At 68.5% G+C, this 15,254-nt stretch carries 14 protein-coding genes and 1 riboswitch; of the genes, 6 read left to right on the forward strand and 8 right to left on the reverse strand.

What is annotated here, in order from left to right; translation table 11 throughout:
* Window positions 1-35: 35 nt before the first annotated feature.
* From ABIE00_RS06370 to ABIE00_RS06380, 3 genes are read right to left on the reverse strand one after another with little or no spacing between them, the layout of a single operon-like run.
* Window positions 36-1,163 (reverse strand): Mrp/NBP35 family ATP-binding protein, encoded by a 1,128-nt coding sequence (locus ABIE00_RS06370; RefSeq protein WP_354258142.1) that lies wholly within the window; start codon window positions 1,161-1,163, stop codon window positions 36-38.
* A 10-nt stretch (window positions 1,164-1,173) separates the two neighbouring features.
* Window positions 1,174-1,893, reverse strand: a complete 720-nt coding sequence (locus ABIE00_RS06375; protein ID WP_502914204.1) for a DUF1003 domain-containing protein — start codon at window positions 1,891-1,893, stop codon at window positions 1,174-1,176.
* A complete protein-coding gene (locus tag ABIE00_RS06380; protein WP_354258153.1) occupies window positions 1,877-3,160 on the reverse strand; it encodes a magnesium transporter MgtE N-terminal domain-containing protein in 1,284 nt (427 codons plus the stop codon). The genes ABIE00_RS06375 and ABIE00_RS06380 overlap by 17 nt, the downstream gene beginning before the upstream one ends.
* Window positions 3,161-3,237: 77 nt before the next feature.
* Here ABIE00_RS06380 and ABIE00_RS06385 point away from each other — a divergent pair, with 77 nt between their 5' ends.
* Window positions 3,238-4,149: a general stress protein gene (locus ABIE00_RS06385; RefSeq protein ID WP_354258156.1), complete on the forward strand. Its 912-nt coding sequence runs from the start codon at window positions 3,238-3,240 to the stop codon at window positions 4,147-4,149.
* Between the two features lie 85 nt (window positions 4,150-4,234).
* Here the strand turns inward: ABIE00_RS06385 and ABIE00_RS06390 are convergent, their stop codons facing one another.
* On the reverse strand, window positions 4,235-5,824 hold the full coding sequence (locus tag ABIE00_RS06390; RefSeq protein WP_354258159.1) for an aminopeptidase P family protein: 1,590 nt from the start codon (window positions 5,822-5,824) through the stop codon (window positions 4,235-4,237).
* 117 nt (window positions 5,825-5,941) lie between these two features.
* On the opposite strand from ABIE00_RS06390, the gene ABIE00_RS06395 reads away from it, so the two are divergent.
* Window positions 5,942-6,787: a PHP domain-containing protein gene (locus ABIE00_RS06395; RefSeq protein ID WP_354258162.1), complete on the forward strand. Its 846-nt coding sequence runs from the start codon at window positions 5,942-5,944 to the stop codon at window positions 6,785-6,787.
* Window positions 6,788-6,845: 58 nt separating this feature from the next.
* Here ABIE00_RS06395 and ABIE00_RS06400 read toward each other — a convergent pair whose 3' ends face one another.
* From ABIE00_RS06400 to ABIE00_RS06410, 3 genes are all read right to left on the reverse strand, one after another.
* The gene (locus ABIE00_RS06400) at window positions 6,846-7,718 is read right to left on the reverse strand and encodes a DNA-methyltransferase (RefSeq protein WP_354258165.1); all 873 of its coding nucleotides are present in this window, start codon (window positions 7,716-7,718) and stop codon (window positions 6,846-6,848) included.
* Between the two features lie 5 nt (window positions 7,719-7,723).
* The gene (locus ABIE00_RS06405; protein WP_354258167.1) at window positions 7,724-9,403 is read right to left on the reverse strand and encodes a DEAD/DEAH box helicase; all 1,680 of its coding nucleotides are present in this window, start codon (window positions 9,401-9,403) and stop codon (window positions 7,724-7,726) included.
* Window positions 9,404-9,702: 299 nt separating this feature from the next.
* Complete coding sequence (locus ABIE00_RS06410) at window positions 9,703-11,220, reverse strand: RNB domain-containing ribonuclease (protein ID WP_354258170.1); 1,518 nt, start codon at window positions 11,218-11,220, stop codon at window positions 9,703-9,705.
* 41 nt (window positions 11,221-11,261) lie between these two features.
* On the opposite strand from ABIE00_RS06410, the gene ABIE00_RS06415 reads away from it, so the two are divergent.
* Window positions 11,262-11,948 carry a ferritin-like fold-containing protein gene (locus ABIE00_RS06415; RefSeq protein WP_354258173.1) on the forward strand — a complete coding sequence of 229 codons (687 nt, stop codon included), beginning with the start codon at window positions 11,262-11,264 and terminating at the stop codon, window positions 11,946-11,948.
* A gap of 25 nt (window positions 11,949-11,973) precedes the next feature.
* Here the strand turns inward: ABIE00_RS06415 and thiE are convergent, their stop codons facing one another.
* Entirely contained in the window at window positions 11,974-12,675 is a 702-nt protein-coding gene (gene thiE, locus ABIE00_RS06420; protein WP_354258176.1) for a thiamine phosphate synthase, read from the reverse strand.
* A gap of 27 nt (window positions 12,676-12,702) precedes the next feature.
* A riboswitch (TPP riboswitch) is annotated at window positions 12,703-12,824 on the forward strand.
* Between thiE and thiO the strand changes: the two genes are divergently transcribed.
* From thiO to ABIE00_RS06435, 3 genes are all read left to right on the forward strand, one after another.
* Complete coding sequence (gene thiO, locus ABIE00_RS06425; protein WP_354258179.1) at window positions 12,816-14,141, forward strand: glycine oxidase ThiO; 1,326 nt, start codon at window positions 12,816-12,818, stop codon at window positions 14,139-14,141. (Overlaps the previous riboswitch by 9 nt.)
* A 61-nt stretch (window positions 14,142-14,202) precedes the next feature.
* Complete coding sequence (gene thiS / locus ABIE00_RS06430) at window positions 14,203-14,439, forward strand: sulfur carrier protein ThiS (RefSeq protein ID WP_003805112.1); 237 nt, start codon at window positions 14,203-14,205, stop codon at window positions 14,437-14,439.
* Between the two features lie 5 nt (window positions 14,440-14,444).
* The gene (locus ABIE00_RS06435; protein WP_354258182.1) at window positions 14,445-15,239 is read left to right on the forward strand and encodes a thiazole synthase; all 795 of its coding nucleotides are present in this window, start codon (window positions 14,445-14,447) and stop codon (window positions 15,237-15,239) included.
* Window positions 15,240-15,254: the final 15 nt, after the last annotated feature.

Here is a 15,254-nt window from a genome sequence, read left to right on the forward strand (position 1 = left end):
CGGTCGCCCGGGTTCGACCGGCGAAACCGGAATAATCAGCGGGGCTGGACGCCCAGCTTCATCCCGGCCAGTCCCCGCGGCCTGGCCGCGAGCTTCCCGGCGGTGCCGGAGAGTGCCGCTGCGGCCGGCGTGTCCGGGCCGCCCAGGACGATGGGCCTGCCTGAGTCGCCGCCTTCGCGCAGGAGAATGTCCAACGGAATCTGGCCCAGCAGCGGCACGTCCGTGCCGGTCGACGCGCTGAGCCTCTCGGCGAGCACCTCGCCGCCGCCGGTGCCGAACAGGTCCATCCGGCCGCCGTCGGGCATTTCCAGGAAGGACATGTTCTCGATGACCCCGGCCACCGTCTGCCCGGTCTGGGTGGCGATGGCGCCGGCACGCTCGGCGACGTCGGCCGCGGCCGCCTGGGGAGTGGTGACCACCAGGATCTCGGCTTTGGGCAGCAGCTGCGCGACCGAGATGGCGATGTCGCCGGTGCCCGGCGGGAGGTCCAGGAACAGCACATCCAGGTCGCCGAAGTAGACGTCCGTGAGGAACTGCTCAAGTGCGCGGTGCAGCATGGGTCCGCGCCAGGCCACGGGCTGGTTTCCGGTGACGAACATGCCGATGGAAATGACCTTCACGCCATAAGCCACCGGCGGCAGGATCATGTCGTCCACGCGGGTGGGGGCCTGGGTGATCCCCATCAGGGCCGGCACCGAGAAACCGTACACGTCCGCGTCCACGATGCCCACGCGCAGCCCCTGTGCCGCGAGGGAACAGGCGAGGTTGACGGTCACCGAGGACTTTCCCACCCCGCCCTTGCCGCTGGCCACCGCAAAGACCTTGGTGAGGGACCCCGGCTGGTTGAACGGGATGCCCCGCTCGCCGCCGGGGCCGCGCAGCTGCTCCTTCAGGGCGTCGCGCTGCGCCTGGGTCATGACCAACAAGTCCACTTCGACGGCGGTCACGCCGGGTACGTCCAGCAGCGCCGCCTCGGAGTCCCGGGTGATGGTGTCGCGCAGGGGGCAGCCGGCAATGGTGAGCAGCACCGACAGGTGGACGGTCCCGTCGTCGGAAATCTCCACGGAGTCCACCATGCCCAGTTCGGTGATGGGGCGCCGGAGCTCGGGGTCGATGACGGTTGCCAGGGCAGCGTTGACTGCCTGAACGAGGGTGGTGCTCATGCCGTGGTGCTCAGCTTTCGGGAGAGGTGGGTCGGTGGGCTGCCCGGCCCTGGCGCGTCTTTTCAGACTTGATCTTGGGGATCTGCTGCGTGCGGGGGTTGCGTTGCTTTTCCCGCTTCTCCTTCAGCTTTTCCCGGACCAGTTCGCGCGGCGATTCATGGCTGCCGGGCCCGGACGGTTCGTGCGTGCGGAGCTCCTCCTGGGCCTCCAGCAGGTCCTCCAGCAGGCTGCGCAGTTCCGCCCGGACGTAGTCGCGGGTGGCGACTTCACGCAGCGCGATCCGGAGCGCGGCCAGTTCCCGGGTGAGGTATTCGGTGTCCGAGAGGTTGCGTTCGGCCCGCTGGCGGTCCTGCTGCAGTGATACACGGTCGCGGTCGTCCTGGCGGTTCTGCGCGAGCAGCAGGAGCGGCGCGGCGTAGGACGCCTGCAGGGACAGCATCAGTGTCAGGAGCGTGAACCCGAGTTCGACCTTGTCGAACTGCCAGGCCGTGGGAGCGAAGGTGTTCCAGGCCAGCCAGAAGACACAGAACACGGTCATGTAGAGCAGGAACTGCGGGGTGCCCATGAAGCGGGCGAAGCCCTCCGTCGCGTGGCCGAAGGCATCAGGGTTCGGCGAGAACTTGGGGAGGATGCGCTGGCGGCCGCTCAGCGGGGTGTCCAGGCTGCCCTGGGCTGCCGGCTTTGCGCCCGGACGGGTTCCCTTTGCCGTGTTCTCAGCCAATGCGGCCACCAAGCTTCCTGACCGGTGCCTCGCCGTCGTTGGCCCGCCAGTCATCGGGCAGCAGATGGTCCAGGACGTCGTCCACCGTCACCGCGCCGACCAGCCTGCCGGCCTGGTTGACCACCGGCAGCGAGTTCAGGTTGTACGTCGCGAGGGTGCGGGCCACCTCGCTGATGTGGGCCAGGTCCGAGAGCGGTTCCAGGTTCTTGTCCACGAGGTTGCCCAGCGACTCGAACGGCGGGAAGCGCAGCAGCTGCTGGATGTGCACCACGCCGAGGAACCGGCCGGTGGGGGTTTCCAGCGGCGGACGGGCGATGAAGATGGACGAGGCGAGGGCGGGGGAGAGCTCCTCGCGCCGGACGTGGGCGAGAGCCTCGGCCACCGTGGCTTCGGGCGGGAGGATGACCGGAACGGGGGTCATGAGGCCGCCGGCGGTGTCCTCGTCGTATTCGAGGAGGCGACGGACGTCCTCGGCGCCCTCGGGCTCCATCAGCTGAAGGAGTTCCTCGGCCTGGGCGGACGGCAGCTCGCCGAGGAGGTCGGCGGCATCGTCAGGGTCCATCTCCTCCAGGACGTCGGCGGCGCGCTGGACGTCGAGGGCGGAGAGGATTTCCACCTGGTCGTCCTCGGGCAGCTCCTGCAGGACGTCCGCGAGCCGCTCGTCCTGCAGTTCGCTGGCCACCTCGAAGCGGCGCTTGTCGCTCATTTCCTGGAGCGCCTCGGCGAAGTCCGCGGGCTTGAGGTCCTCGTGGTTGGCCACGAACTGCGTGGCTGCCTGAGGTTCCGTCTTGGGGCCCTGGTGCGCGTCTGCCCAGTCGATGATCATGGTCTCGTTGCGGCGCAGCCTGCTCAGGGGCGCCAGGGAATGCCCGCGGCGGACGAACAGCTTGCTCACGAACCAGTCGCCCGAGCGGTGCTGGTCCATGGCGATGTCCTCGATGGTGGCGTCGCCGCTGCCGTCCGTGAGGGTGACCCGGCGGTCGAACATTTCGGCCACCACCAGTGTCTCGGCGCCGCGCTGCTCGAAGCGCCGGAGGTTCACCAGGCCGGTGCAGATGATCTGGGTCTGGTCGATGGAGGTGATCCGGGTCATCGGGACGAAGACGCGCTTCTTGCCGGGAACTTCGACGACGATGCCCACCACGTGCGGGGCGCCCCGGGTTCCGCGGGAGAGCACGACGACGTCGCGCAATCGTCCCAGACGGTCGCCCAGAGGGTCGAAGACATCCAGTCCGAGGAGGCGCGCGACAAAGACGCGGGTAGGATTCGTGCTCACCTCTACAGGCTACCGAGTCTGCTCTCTTTTAGCTGAATTTTCAGCTCACACCCATCCTTATAGGCAAGAATGAAGACATGGCGAATATTTTTGGTGCTCCCAAGGCTGGACCCAACGGCTCGGACGAATCGAAGACGGTCCCCACGGGGGACACCGTCGGCTCGTACACCTCCTACCTGGACGCCCAGAAGGCCGTGGACTACCTCGCCGACCAGCAGTTCCCGGTGCACCTGGTGTCCATCGTGGGCAACGACCTCAAGATGGTGGAACGGGTGACGGGGCGCCTCAGCTATCCGCGGGTGGCGCTCTCCGGTGCGCTGAGCGGCATGTGGTTCGGCCTCTTCGTCGGTGTCATGCTGTCCTTCTTCACGCCCGCCGGCGGGACGTTCTCCATCATCAGCTCGGTGCTGATGGGTGCCGCGTTCTTCATGCTGTTCGGGATCGTCACCTACGCCATGCAGCGCGGCAAGCGCGACTTCACGTCCACCAGCCAGGTGGTTGCCACCAGCTACGACGTGGTCGTGGCCTTCGAGGCTGCCCATGAGGCCCGCCGCCTGCTCCTGCAGCTGCCGATGACGCCGTCCGACGCAACCCCGGGCGGGCACCCGGCGCCGCACACCCAGCACGACTACCAGAACCAGCCCTACCAGCAGCCGGGCCGGCACCAGGGCCCCCCGCAGGGCCAGGCGCCGCAGCGCCCGGCTGGCTGGAACGACCCCTACGGCCAGCGCGGCCAGGACGCCAACGGGCAGCACGTCCCAGACCAGCACGTTCAGGGCGGACAGCCGCAGGGCCAGCACCACCAGTACGGTGAGCACCAGCAGGGCCAGCCGTACGACGCGGAGCAGGGCCAGCCAGCAGAGGGCACACCGGCAGCAGGCCAGCGCCCGGCCGTCCGCTACCCGGACCTGCCCGACGGGCGGCCGCAGTACGGCGTACGGGTGGACCCAAACCAGGCCGAGCAGGGCCGGGACGGACAGCAGCAGTAGCCCGGTCCCGGCAATAAGGCCAGGACAGCAGGAAGGGACGGCCACCCGGATCATCCGGTGGCCGTCCCTTCCTGTGTCGGAGCGCTTAGTCCTTGGCGTCGATCTCCTGGTAGATGCCGGCCATCCAGGCCTCGACATCGTCCGCGGTGCGGGGCAGCGCCGCGCTGAGGTTTACGGGGCCCTCGGCGGTCATCAGGATGTCGTCCTCGATGCGCACGCCAATGCCGCGGTACTCTTCGGGGATGGCGAGGTCCTCCTGCTTGAAGTACAGGCCGGGTTCGATGGTGAAGACCATTCCCTCGCGCAGCACGCCGTCCAGGTAGAGTTCCCGCCTGGCCTGGGCGCAGTCGTGGACGTCGAGGCCGAGGTGGTGGCTGGTGCCGTGCGGCATCCAGCGCCGGTGCTGCTGGCCGTCCTCGCCCAGGGCCTCCTCGACGGAGACCGGAAGCAGGCCCCATTCGGAAAGCCGCTCCGCGAGGACCGTCGTGGCGGCGGTGTGCACGTCGCGGAACTTCACACCGATCTGGGCGGCTGCGAAGCCGGCATCGGCCGCATCCAGGACCGCCTCGTAGATCTTGCGCTGCACGGCCGAGAACTTGCCGTTGGCCGGAAGCGTGCGCGTGATGTCCGCGGTGTAGAGGGAATCGGCCTCAACACCGGCGTCCAGCAGGAGCAGCTCGCCGGCGTTGACCTTGCCGGTGTTGCGGGTCCAGTGGAGCACGGTGGCGTTGTTGCCGGCGGCGGCAATGGTGTCGTAGCCGAGTTCGTTGCCCGCCTCCCGGGCCCGGGCGAAGAACGCGCCCTCCACCACGCGTTCGCCGCGGAAGTGCGTCAGCGCGCGGGGCAGGGCCTTTACCACTTCGGTGAAGCCCTCCACCGTGGCGGCCACCGCGATCTGCATCTGCTCGACTTCCCACTCGTCCTTGGTCAGGCGCAGTTCGGAGAGGGCCTCGGAGAGCTTCTCGTCGAGGGCGTCCAGCACGCCCAGGTCCAGGTTGTCCGGATCCTTGGCGGTGTTGTAGCGGGCGGTGTCCACGAGGGCGTCGATGTTCTCGTCCACCTTGCGCACCAGGCGGATGGAGATGCCGCCGATTTCGGGGGCGCCGACGTTCTTGGTGACGGCCACCTCGAGTTCGTCGATGTGGGCTGTGGGGATTCCGAGCCGGGCCTCAAACTCGGCCAGCGTGGGCCGTGCCCCGATCCAGAATTCCCCCGACCGCGCGTCGGCGTAGAACTGCTCGGTGTCCCGTCCGGCCAGCGGCCGGAAGTAGAGCGTGGCGCGGTGGCTGCCGCCGTCGTCGCCCTTTCCCTCCTCGACGGGTTCGAAGATGAGCACGGCGTCGGGCTCATGGTCCAGCCCGAGGCCGGTGAGGTGGGCGAAGCCGGAGTGCGGGCGGAAGCGGTAGTCGCAGTCGTTGGAGCGGACCTTCAGGGGCCCGGCCGGAAGCACGAGGCGTTCGCCCTTGAACTGGTCGGAGATGGCCCGCCGCCTCCTCGCGGCATGGCTGGCAACGGCGTCCCGTTCAGGGGTCACCTGCGGCGCGGGCGCCCAGTTGCTGGCCATGAAGGCCTTGAAAGCCGCGGAACTGGGCCGCTGGGAGCGGTTGTTGACGCGCTCTTCCAGGGGCTGGGAAGCTGTGTTGTCACCGTTGTGGGTGTTGTCTGCAGAGTTCACGGTCCCATCGTCTCACCAGCCGAGCGGCTTAGGCCAACACCGGCCCTGCAGGGAGAAGCGGGGGCAGATTCACGCCCCACCCGGCCACAGGAGCGCGCCATCTACTAGGCTGGGCAGGTGAGGATAGATCTGCACGCCCACTCAAATGTTTCTGACGGCACGGAAACGCCGGCCGAGGTCATGGCGGCCGCCGCGGCGGCGGGGCTGAACGTCATTGCGCTGACGGACCATGACTCCACGGACGGCTGGGAGGAAGCGTCCCGGGCGGCGGCTGACAACGGCGTGGCATTGGTGCCCGGCATGGAGATTTCCTGCAGGACGGAGAACGGGATCAGTGTCCACCTGCTGAGCTACCTGCACGACCCCGCGCACCTGGGCCTGCTCGAAGAGATCACGAAAGCCCGGGAAGCCCGCCTGACCCGCGCCGAGCGCATGGTCACGCTGCTCGCCGAGGACTACCCTCTGACCTGGGACGATGTCATCCACCACGTGGCGCCGGGGGCCACGGTGGGTCGGCCGCACATCGCCGATGCCCTGGTGGCTGCCGGTGTGGTGGCGGACCGTTCCGAGGCCTTCACCTCGATCCTCACCTCGCACTCGCGCTACTTCGTGCAGCACTACGCGCCGGAGCCGGCCCTCGCCGTCGAACTGGTCCGCGCCGCCGGCGGCGTTCCCGTCTTTGCCCACCCCGTCGCCTCCGCGCGGGGTCGCATCGTGGGCGAAAGCACCTACCACAGCATGATCGACGCCGGCCTGGCCGGGCTGGAGGTCAACCACCGGGACAATCCGGAGGAGGGCCGGGAATTCCTGCGGAAGCTGGCCGCCCGGCACGGGCTCCTGGTGACCGGGTCCTCCGATTACCACGGCCTGGGCAAGCCCAACCGGCTGGGCGAGAACCTGACCGCGCCGGACGTGTTCGAGCGGATCGAGGAGCTGGGCACGGGCACCGCCGTCGTCCGTTAAACCCAGCTGACTGGCATTTGTTGTCGTTTTGGGGCCCCAAAACGACAACAACTGCAAGCTAGTTGGGCGGGTAGGACGCGATTTCGGCGTGCGCCCCGAGCCGTTTGGCCATGACGTCGATGGCCGGCTGGTTCTGGTCCACGCAGACGAACCTGCGTCCCAGCTTGGCCGCCACCGCACCGAGCGTGCCGGAACCGGCGAAGAAGTCGAGGCACCAGTCACCTTGGCGGCTGGACGCCGCCACCACCCGGCGCACCAGCCCCTCCGGCTTCTGCGTGGGGTAGCCGGTCTTTTCCTTGCCCGTGGGGGAGACGATGGTGTGCCACCAGACGTCCGTGGGCAGCTTCCCCAGCTCACGCTTAGCCGGAGTCACAAGCCCCGGGGCCATGTAGGGCTCCCGGTCCACCTCGGCGCTGTTGAAGTGGTACCTGGCCGGGTTCTTGACGTAGACAAGGATGTTGTCGTGCTTGGTGGGCCAGCGGTTCTTGGCGCGCGCACCGTAGTCGTAGGCCCAGATGATCTCGTTGAGGAAGCACTCACGGCCAAAGATGGCATCCAGCATCACCTTGGCGTAGTGCACCTCGCGGTAGTCCAGGTGCAGGTACAGGGTGCCGTCGTCGGCCAGGAGCCGCCAGGCCTCCACGAGGCGCGGCTCGAGGAAGGACCAGTAGTCGCTGAAGGCGTCGTCGTAGCGGTGCAGGGCGCCCTTGATCGTGTCGTAGGAGCGGCCCTTGAAGCCCACCCGGTCGCCGTCGCCGTCGGCGTTCAGCACCATCTTTGTTTCCTGGCGCTGCTGTGCCCGGCCGGTGTTGAAGGGCGGGTCCACGTAAATGAGTGTGAAGGCGCCGTCCGGCAGCGTGGGGAGGAAGTCCGCGTTATCCGCGTGCACCACCAGGTTGCTGCCGTCCGGCGCCCAGACAGTTTCAGTCATTGAGGCTATGGGGCCTCGGTGCCGGGCTGCGATCCGGTTGCAGCGGATTCGCTGCCGGAGACCACTTCGCCGTTGCGGCGGCGGGTGCGGGTGCGGTTCCGGCGCGGGCGCGCCGGCTGCTCCCCTTCAACGGTCGCGGTGGCAGCGGGACCGGTTCCGGCGTCCGCGCCGGACTCTGATGCACGACGGCGGCGCTCGCCTGAACGCTTGCCGGCGTCACCGCCGCGGCGGCTGCCTTCCCTGCTGCCGCCATCCCTGCTGCCGGGGCGGCCGGAGTCCCGGCCGCCAGAGCGGCTGTTCTTCTTGCCGGTCTCGCCCAGGTCCTCCAGGACCTCGGCGTCGACGCCGGCGAGGGTGCGCTTGCTGCGCGGCAGCCGGCCCTTGGTGCCTTCCGGGATGTCCAGGTCGCTGTAGAGGTGCGGCGAGGAGGAGTACGTTTCGACCGGCTCCGGAACGCTCAGACCCAGCGCCTTGTTGATGAGGCCCCAGCGCGGCATGTCGTCCCAGTCCACGAACGTCACGGCAGTGCCCTTGTTGCCGGCGCGGCCGGTGCGGCCCACGCGGTGCAGGTAGATCTTCTCGTCCTCCACGCACTGGTAGTTGATGACGTGCGTGACGTCGTCGACGTCGATGCCGCGGGCCGCGACGTCTGTGGCCACCAGGACGTCCACCTTGTTGTTGCGGAAGGCGCGGAGGGCCTGCTCGCGGGCGCCCTGCCCGAGGTCGCCGTGGATGGCAGCCGCGGCGAAGCCGCGGTCCACCAGTTCCTCAGCGACCTTGGCTGCGGTGCGCTTGGTCTTGGTGAAGATGATGGTCCGGCCGCGGCCGCGGGCCTGCAGGATGCGGGAGACCACTTCGGTCTTGTCCATGCTGTGCGCGCGGTAGATGAGCTGGCGGATGTCGCGCTTGGTCAGGCCTTCGTCGTCGGGATCGGCGGCGCGGATGTGGGTGGGCTGGGTCATGTACCGGCGGGCCATCGCGATGACCGGGCCGGGCATGGTGGCCGAGAACAGCAGCGTCTGGCGGACGGCGGGGGTGCCGGCGATGAGGGTCTCGACGTCGGGCAGGAAGCCGAGGTCCAGCATTTCGTCGGCCTCGTCCAGGACGACGATCTTGACGTTCTTGAGCACCAGGTGGCGCTGCTTGAAGAGGTCGATAAGGCGGCCGGGCGTGCCGACAACCACTTCCACGCCCTTCTGGAGCGCGTCGATCTGCGGCTCGTAGGCGCGGCCGCCGTAAATCGTGGCGATGCGGACGTTGCGCTTGCGGGATGCGGTCTGCAGGTCGTTGGCCACCTGGACGGCAAGTTCGCGGGTGGGAACGATCACCATGGCCTGCGGCGCGCCGGGGGAGGGCAGCTTGTCGAACCCGGCATCGTCCCGGCCCACCACGCGCTGCAGCACGGGGATGCCGAAGCCGAGGGTCTTTCCGGTGCCGGTCTTGGCCTGGCCGATGATGTCATGGCCGGACAGCGCGACGGGCAGCGTCATGGCCTGGATGGGGAAGGGGTGCGTGATGCCGGCGTCGGCCAGCGATTCGACGATGTCGGCGCGGACGTCAAAGTCGGCGAACGACTTTTCGGCTATTTCGTGCGGCTTCTCGTCCGAGATGATGGTCTCTTCCGGCTCGATGGTCTCGGTGCCGGTGTCGTCGGAGAGAAGCTGGTGGGTATGCAATTCACTCACAGGGGAGTTTCCTTATTCATTTAGGCGTTGGCGCCGCCTGCTCAACGGGGCGGGCACGGGGCCGTTCCGGAGCACGCTCAGGCGCGCAAGCAATTCCAGTGGAAGCCGATCGCGGGCTATCTAATTGCCGGCACTGGGGACCGGCGGGTGGTACTCAAGATCGCGTAGGGGCGGGCTTGTTGAATTCAAATCGAGGAAATCAACGACCGGGCATCCATTACTACCCACCCAGTCTACTGGCAAACCCGTGTTTTCCTTGACTCACGCCGCCGCAGGGCCCCTGGCGACGCAGAAGCGGATCAGCCGACGAGCTCGAGGTGGACCTCCCTGGTGGCGATGTCCGAGGAGATCAGCCGGACGCGGACCCTGGTGCCGGGCTCCATTTCGCCCGCACACCTGGCCGTCACGGCCGGTTCGGCGATCTGGACCACGCCGGAGGGGCCGGACCCGTTGCTTCCCCTGCCGTTCAGACCTTTACCGTTGTTGCCATTCCCGTTTCCGTTGCCTGCGCCGTTGCCGTTTTTGGCCGGCTTTGACCCGGAGATCACCACGGCATCGAACTCCTGTCCGATGTGGTTGATCAGCAGCGCGGCTTCGACGGTGTCCAGGGCAAGGCGTTCCATCCTTGCCGCCAGCTGGTCGGAGTACGCCATGATTTCGGGCAGCGAGGGGAGCGCCTCGCGCGCCCAGGCAGGCACCGGCCTGTTGTTGCTCAGGGCCTCGCAGATGACCAGGACGAACCGGTCCACGAGCCGGCGCAGCGGTGCGGTGGTGTGCGCGTACGCGGTGCCGATGGCTGACTGGACGGCGTCCTCCGGGACGGTTCCGTCGAAATGCGTGTACGCGGCTCCGCGGAAGAGCATGCCGGCCGAATGGAGGATGGCCAGTTGGCCGTGGTCGGTGGGGTCGAGGGTGCGCAGGTACTCGCCGTAGCTTTCCTGCCCGTCCCACGGCTTGCCCAGCGCGGCTGTCTGGCGCTTGAAGTGGCTGAGCGAGCGTTCATCCGGGGCCGGCATGGTGCGCAGGATCCCTACCTTGCCGTTGAGCATCAGCGAAGCGGCGGCCATCCCGGTCATGAGCGAAATCTGGGCGTTCCAGTCCTCTACCGGCAGCTGGGGGACCGCCACGATCCGGTAGCCGCCGTCGGGCAGCTGGACAATCTCCTGTTCCGGCATGTTCAGGCTGGCACCGCCGCGGGCCCGCTCAAGGTCCACGCGCTTGCGCCCCACCTCCCGCAGCAGCTGCAGCATGGGCGGGGCGGTGCCGGCATCCAGGTCCGCCTGGACGCCTTTGTAGTCGAGCTTGGCCCGGCTGCGCACGGCGGCCCGGCGCACCAGCACGGACACCACCTCGGCGGCGGCGTCGAGTTCGAACTCCCAGACAAAGGCGGAGCACAGCTGCCCGGCCAGCAGGCTGCCGGCGTTCTCGCTGATCACCTCCGGATGCAGCGGAATCCGGCCGTCCGGAGCGTAGAACGTCTGCCCCCGGCGGCGGGTCTCGGCGTCGAGCGCGCCGCCCGGCTGCACGAAGGACGGAACGTCGGCAATGGCGTAGAGGATCCGGTAGCCCTCACCGTGGCGTTCGATGAACAGTGCCTGGTCCAGGTCGGTGGACGACGGCGGATCGATGGTCAGGAAGTCCACTCCGGTCAGGTCCAGGTCCGGAAACTGCCGGTCCGCCACGGCGGCTTCTGCTTCCTTGAGCACATCCTCGGGGAAGTCCCCGGGAAGCTCCAGCTCCGTCCGTAGAGCGCTCAGGGCGTCCGCGAGCGCATTGGTCTGCTCGTGGACGCTGGGCGACAGACGATGATGTGACACGAAAATCAGGTTAGCCCGAATTGCGCCGTTAGTCTTGGATTATGGGCACATCCTCGGCTGACACCGCTCGCTACGACCGATTCGTCGCAGATCTGTTCGGCGTGATGGCATATGGCGAATTGTCCGCGTTCGAGCGGCTCTCCTCTGACGCCCGCTACTCACCCACGCTGCACGACCGGGCCGTGATCGGCAGGATTGCGGTCGTCGAATTCCAGCATTATGAACTGGTGAGCGCCAAGCTGGCGGAGATGGGCGTCGACGTCGAAAATGCGATGCTGCCGTTCCAGTCGGCTGTGGACCACTTCCACGAACGGACCCGTCCGGCAGACTGGTACGAATCATTGATGAAGGCCTATGTGGTGGACACCGTTTCCGCCGATTTCTACCAGGCGGTGGCCCGGTTCGTGGATCCCGGAACGCGCGACCTCATCCAGCAGATCCAGTCGTCGGAAGAAGCCACGGCCGTACTCCGGGACCGGCTCAAGGGAGCACTGGCCGACGACCCCCGGCTTGCGTCCCGGCTCGCGCTGTGGGGCCGCCGGCTCCTGGGCGAAGCGATCACACAGGCCCAGCGCGTGGGCCACGAACACGCCTTTCTGAGCGAGCTGTTCGTCGAGGCGGAACCGGCCGCCACGGACGCCACCGCGCGCGAGCTGATGCGGGGCATCACCGCCGAAGTCGCGGAGAACCATTCCCGGCGGATGGTCCAGCTGGGCCTCAGCGGGTAGCGGTTTCTCCGCACGAGACGGCGGCTTAGGAGACGGCGGCCGGCGCCGTTGCATCCAGGGCGTCGAGCAGTTCGGCCGCGGCGGCCGAGGGGTCTGGGGCCTCGGTGATGGCGCGGACGACGACGATCCGGCTGGCTCCTGCCGCCAGGACCTGCTCCACGTTCGTGCGGTCGATCCCGCCGATCGCGAACCAGGGCAGCAGCAGGCCGCCCACCCGTTCCTCATTCGCGCTGCGGACAGCCTCCGCGGCGTAGCGCACCAAATCGAGCCCGACGGCGGCCCGCCCGGGCTTCGTGGGGGTGGCCCACAGCGGGCCTACACAGAAATAGTCCAGGCCGCTGCGCCCGTGAGCCGCGGCGATGGCGGCGTCCACCTGCTCCGTGCTGTGGGTGGACAGTCCGATGACGGTGGCATCGTGCAGCAGCTTCCGGGCGGCGCGGAGCGGCAGGTCCTTCTGGCCAATGTGGAACACCGGTGCGCCGGCGATGGACGCGATATCGGCGCGGTCGTTCACGGCCCACAGCCGGCCGTGCCTGCGGGCGGCGGCATGGACGATCTCCAGCAGTTCGAGTTCCTCGGCCGCCTCGATGCTCTTATCCCGCAGCTGGATGATGTCCACGCCGCCGGCAAACGCCGCGTCCACGAAGTCCGCAAAGTCCCCGCGCTCCTTGCGGGCGTCGGTGCAGAGGTACAGGCGGGCGGCGGTGTGGGCAGAGTGCTGGGTCATGGCAACCACCTTAGTTCCTCTAAACTGGGCAGGTACCGCGGGAGCCCGTTACTGCTGTCATAAAAGGCGCAGGGCTGAGAGGGCGTCAGAGCCGACCGCTTGACCTGATCCGGTTAGTACCGGCGTAGGGAAGGAATTGCATGAATCCTGAAACCAGCGGCCCAAAACGTGCCGCCATTTGTCTTGAGGCGGATGTGGCCGTCATCGGCGGCGGCGTTGTAGGCCACGGGATCGCCTGGGAGGCACGGCGCTCCGGCCGTTCCGTGGTGCTCATCGACGAAGCCCCGGGCAGCGGCGCAAGCTGGGCCGCGGCCGGCATGCTGGCCCCGGTCAGCGAACTGCATTACCAGGAGGAAGGGCTCCTGGAGCTGATGCTGGAGTCCTCCGCCAGATGGCCGGAGTTTGCCGGCACGCTCACCGCCGGCGAGGATGCCGGGTACCTGACGACGCCGACCCTTGCGGTGGGTGCCGATCCCGCCGACCGCCGGGCCCTGATGGACCTGCGGGACGTGCAGCGGACCCACGGCCTGGTTGTCGAACCGCTGACCATCCGGGAGGCTCGTTCCAGGGAGCCGCTGCTCAGCCCCGGAATCTCCTGCGCCCTGGACATCCCGGCGGACCACCAGGTGGATCCGCGCAGGCTGGTCCGGGCGATTGCAGCCGGGCTGGCCGGTCATGGCCAGGAGATCGCGGCGGTGGACGGATACGCGGTGCGGGAGCCTGCCGCCGGCCTGCTCTGGGACGGCGGCCGGGTCGGCGGAGTACGGCTTGCCGGCGGCGGCACTGTCAGAGCCGCCGAGACGGTGGTGGCCAACGGCCTGGGCGCGGCGCAGCTGCAAGACCTGCCCGCAGGCCTGCAGTTGCCGCTGCGCCCGGTCTACGGCGACATCCTTCGCCTCAAGGTGCCCGCACACCTGCAGCCCCTGCTCACCGCGACAGTCCGCGGCATGGTGCGGGGCGTGCCCGTCTACATCGTGCCGCGCCAGGACGGCACGGTGGTGGTGGGCGCCACCCAGCGCGAGGACGGCGTACCGGGCACGAGCGCCGGCGGTGTCTACCAGCTGCTGCGCGACGCCCAGGTCCTGGTGCCGGCCGTCGCCGAGCTCGAGCTCCTCGAAGCCACGGCCCGGGCGCGGCCGGGCACACCGGACAACGCGCCGCTGCTCGGCCGGCTGCCCGGCGGGCCCGGGGCGGCGCAGGATCCCGGGCAGGAACCCGGGACGGACGTGGCCGGCCTCATCATCGCCACCGGGTTCTTCCGCCACGGCGTCCTGCTGACCCCGGCGGCAGCAGTGATCTGCCGCCAGCTCATGGACGGCACCCGCGACCCGCGCTGGTCCGCGTTCCGTCCGGGCCGGTTTTCCCCCGGGCTCCAGGACAAGGGTGAATCCGGCCCGGCGAAGTCCGGCCCGGCGAAATCCGCCGCGCTGCAGGCCGCCGCTGGACTCAGCCCTGCCCCTGGGTGATGGCTGCCCAGCGAATCTCCGTCATGACCCGCGTCACATTTGACCCGAACAAGGAACCAGCATGAACATCACTCTGAACGGTATCGAACAGGAAGTAGGCGAGGGCGCCTCGGTCACCTCGCTTGTCAGCCAGGTCACGGGGCGCCGCCTGTCCGCCAACGGACAGGCCGCCGACGGCCAGCGACTGGGAGTGGCGGTGGCGCGCAATGCAGCGGTCGTGCCGCGCAGCCAGTGGCACAGCACCGCCCTCGCCGAGGGCGACGAGATCGAACTGGTCACGGCAGTCCAAGGAGGATGAGCACGATGGCAGAAACATTGATTGAAACAGCAGACAGCCTGGTCATTGACGGGGTGGAACTGACCTCGCGGCTCATCATGGGCACCGGCGGCGCCCCGAGCCTGGACGGTCTCGGCTCAGCGCTGGTCGCCTCCGGCACCCAGCTGACCACAGTTGCGATGCGGCGCTACTCGCCGGCCGAAACGGGCTCGCTCTTCCAGCTGCTGGTGGACCACAACATCCGCGTGCTCCCCAACACCGCCGGCTGCTTCACGGCGCGGGACGCGGTCATGACGGCCGAGCTGGCCCGTGAGGCGCTGGAGACCGACTGGGTCAAGCTCGAGGTCATCGCGGATGAGCACACGCTGCTGCCTGACGCCGTGGAGCTCGTGGACGCCACGGAGCAGCTGGTCAACCGCGGCTTCAAGGTCTTCGCCTACACCAACGACGATCCCGTCCTGGCACTGCGGCTCGAAAATCTGGGAGCCTCGGCCGTCATGCCGCTGGGAGCACCAATCGGCACGGGCCTGGGCATCCTCAATCCGCACAACATCGAGCTGATCGTGTCGCGGGCCTCCGTTCCCGTGGTCCTGGACGCCGGGATCGGCACAGCATCGGACGCGGCACTGGCCATGGAGCTGGGCTGCGACGCCGTGCTGCTGGCCACGGCTGTCACGCGCGCGCAGAACCCCGCACTCATGGCCGGGGCCTTCAAACATGCCGTCGCCGCCGGTAGGCTGGCGCGTGCGGCCGGGCGGATCCCGCGCCGTGAGCATGCCCTGGCCTCGTCGGCCATGGAGGGCCGGGCCGAGTTCCTCTAAGCCCGGCAAATCCCT

It is taken from the genome of Arthrobacter sp. OAP107, from assembly GCF_040546765.1.
Lineage (GTDB): Bacteria > Actinomycetota > Actinomycetes > Actinomycetales > Micrococcaceae > Arthrobacter.

Excerpts from the sequence above, each read along its gene's own strand:
- ABIE00_RS06400 (WP_354258165.1), bottom strand. The coding sequence starts at position 7,718 with ATGACTGAAACTGTCTGGGCGCCGGACGGCAGCAACCTGGTGGTGCAC.
- ABIE00_RS06435 (WP_354258182.1), top strand. The coding sequence starts at position 14,445 with ATGGCAGAAACATTGATTGAAACAGCAGACAGCCTGGTCATTGACGGG.
- thiS (WP_003805112.1), top strand. The coding sequence starts at position 14,203 with ATGAACATCACTCTGAACGGTATCGAACAGGAAGTAGGCGAGGGCGCC.
- ABIE00_RS06385 (WP_354258156.1), top strand. The coding sequence starts at position 3,238 with ATGGCGAATATTTTTGGTGCTCCCAAGGCTGGACCCAACGGCTCGGAC.
- thiO (WP_354258179.1), top strand. The coding sequence starts at position 12,816 with ATGAATCCTGAAACCAGCGGCCCAAAACGTGCCGCCATTTGTCTTGAG.
- ABIE00_RS06415 (WP_354258173.1), top strand. The coding sequence starts at position 11,262 with ATGGGCACATCCTCGGCTGACACCGCTCGCTACGACCGATTCGTCGCA.
- ABIE00_RS06370 (WP_354258142.1), bottom strand. The coding sequence starts at position 1,163 with ATGAGCACCACCCTCGTTCAGGCAGTCAACGCTGCCCTGGCAACCGTC.
- thiE (WP_354258176.1), bottom strand. The coding sequence starts at position 12,675 with ATGACCCAGCACTCTGCCCACACCGCCGCCCGCCTGTACCTCTGCACC.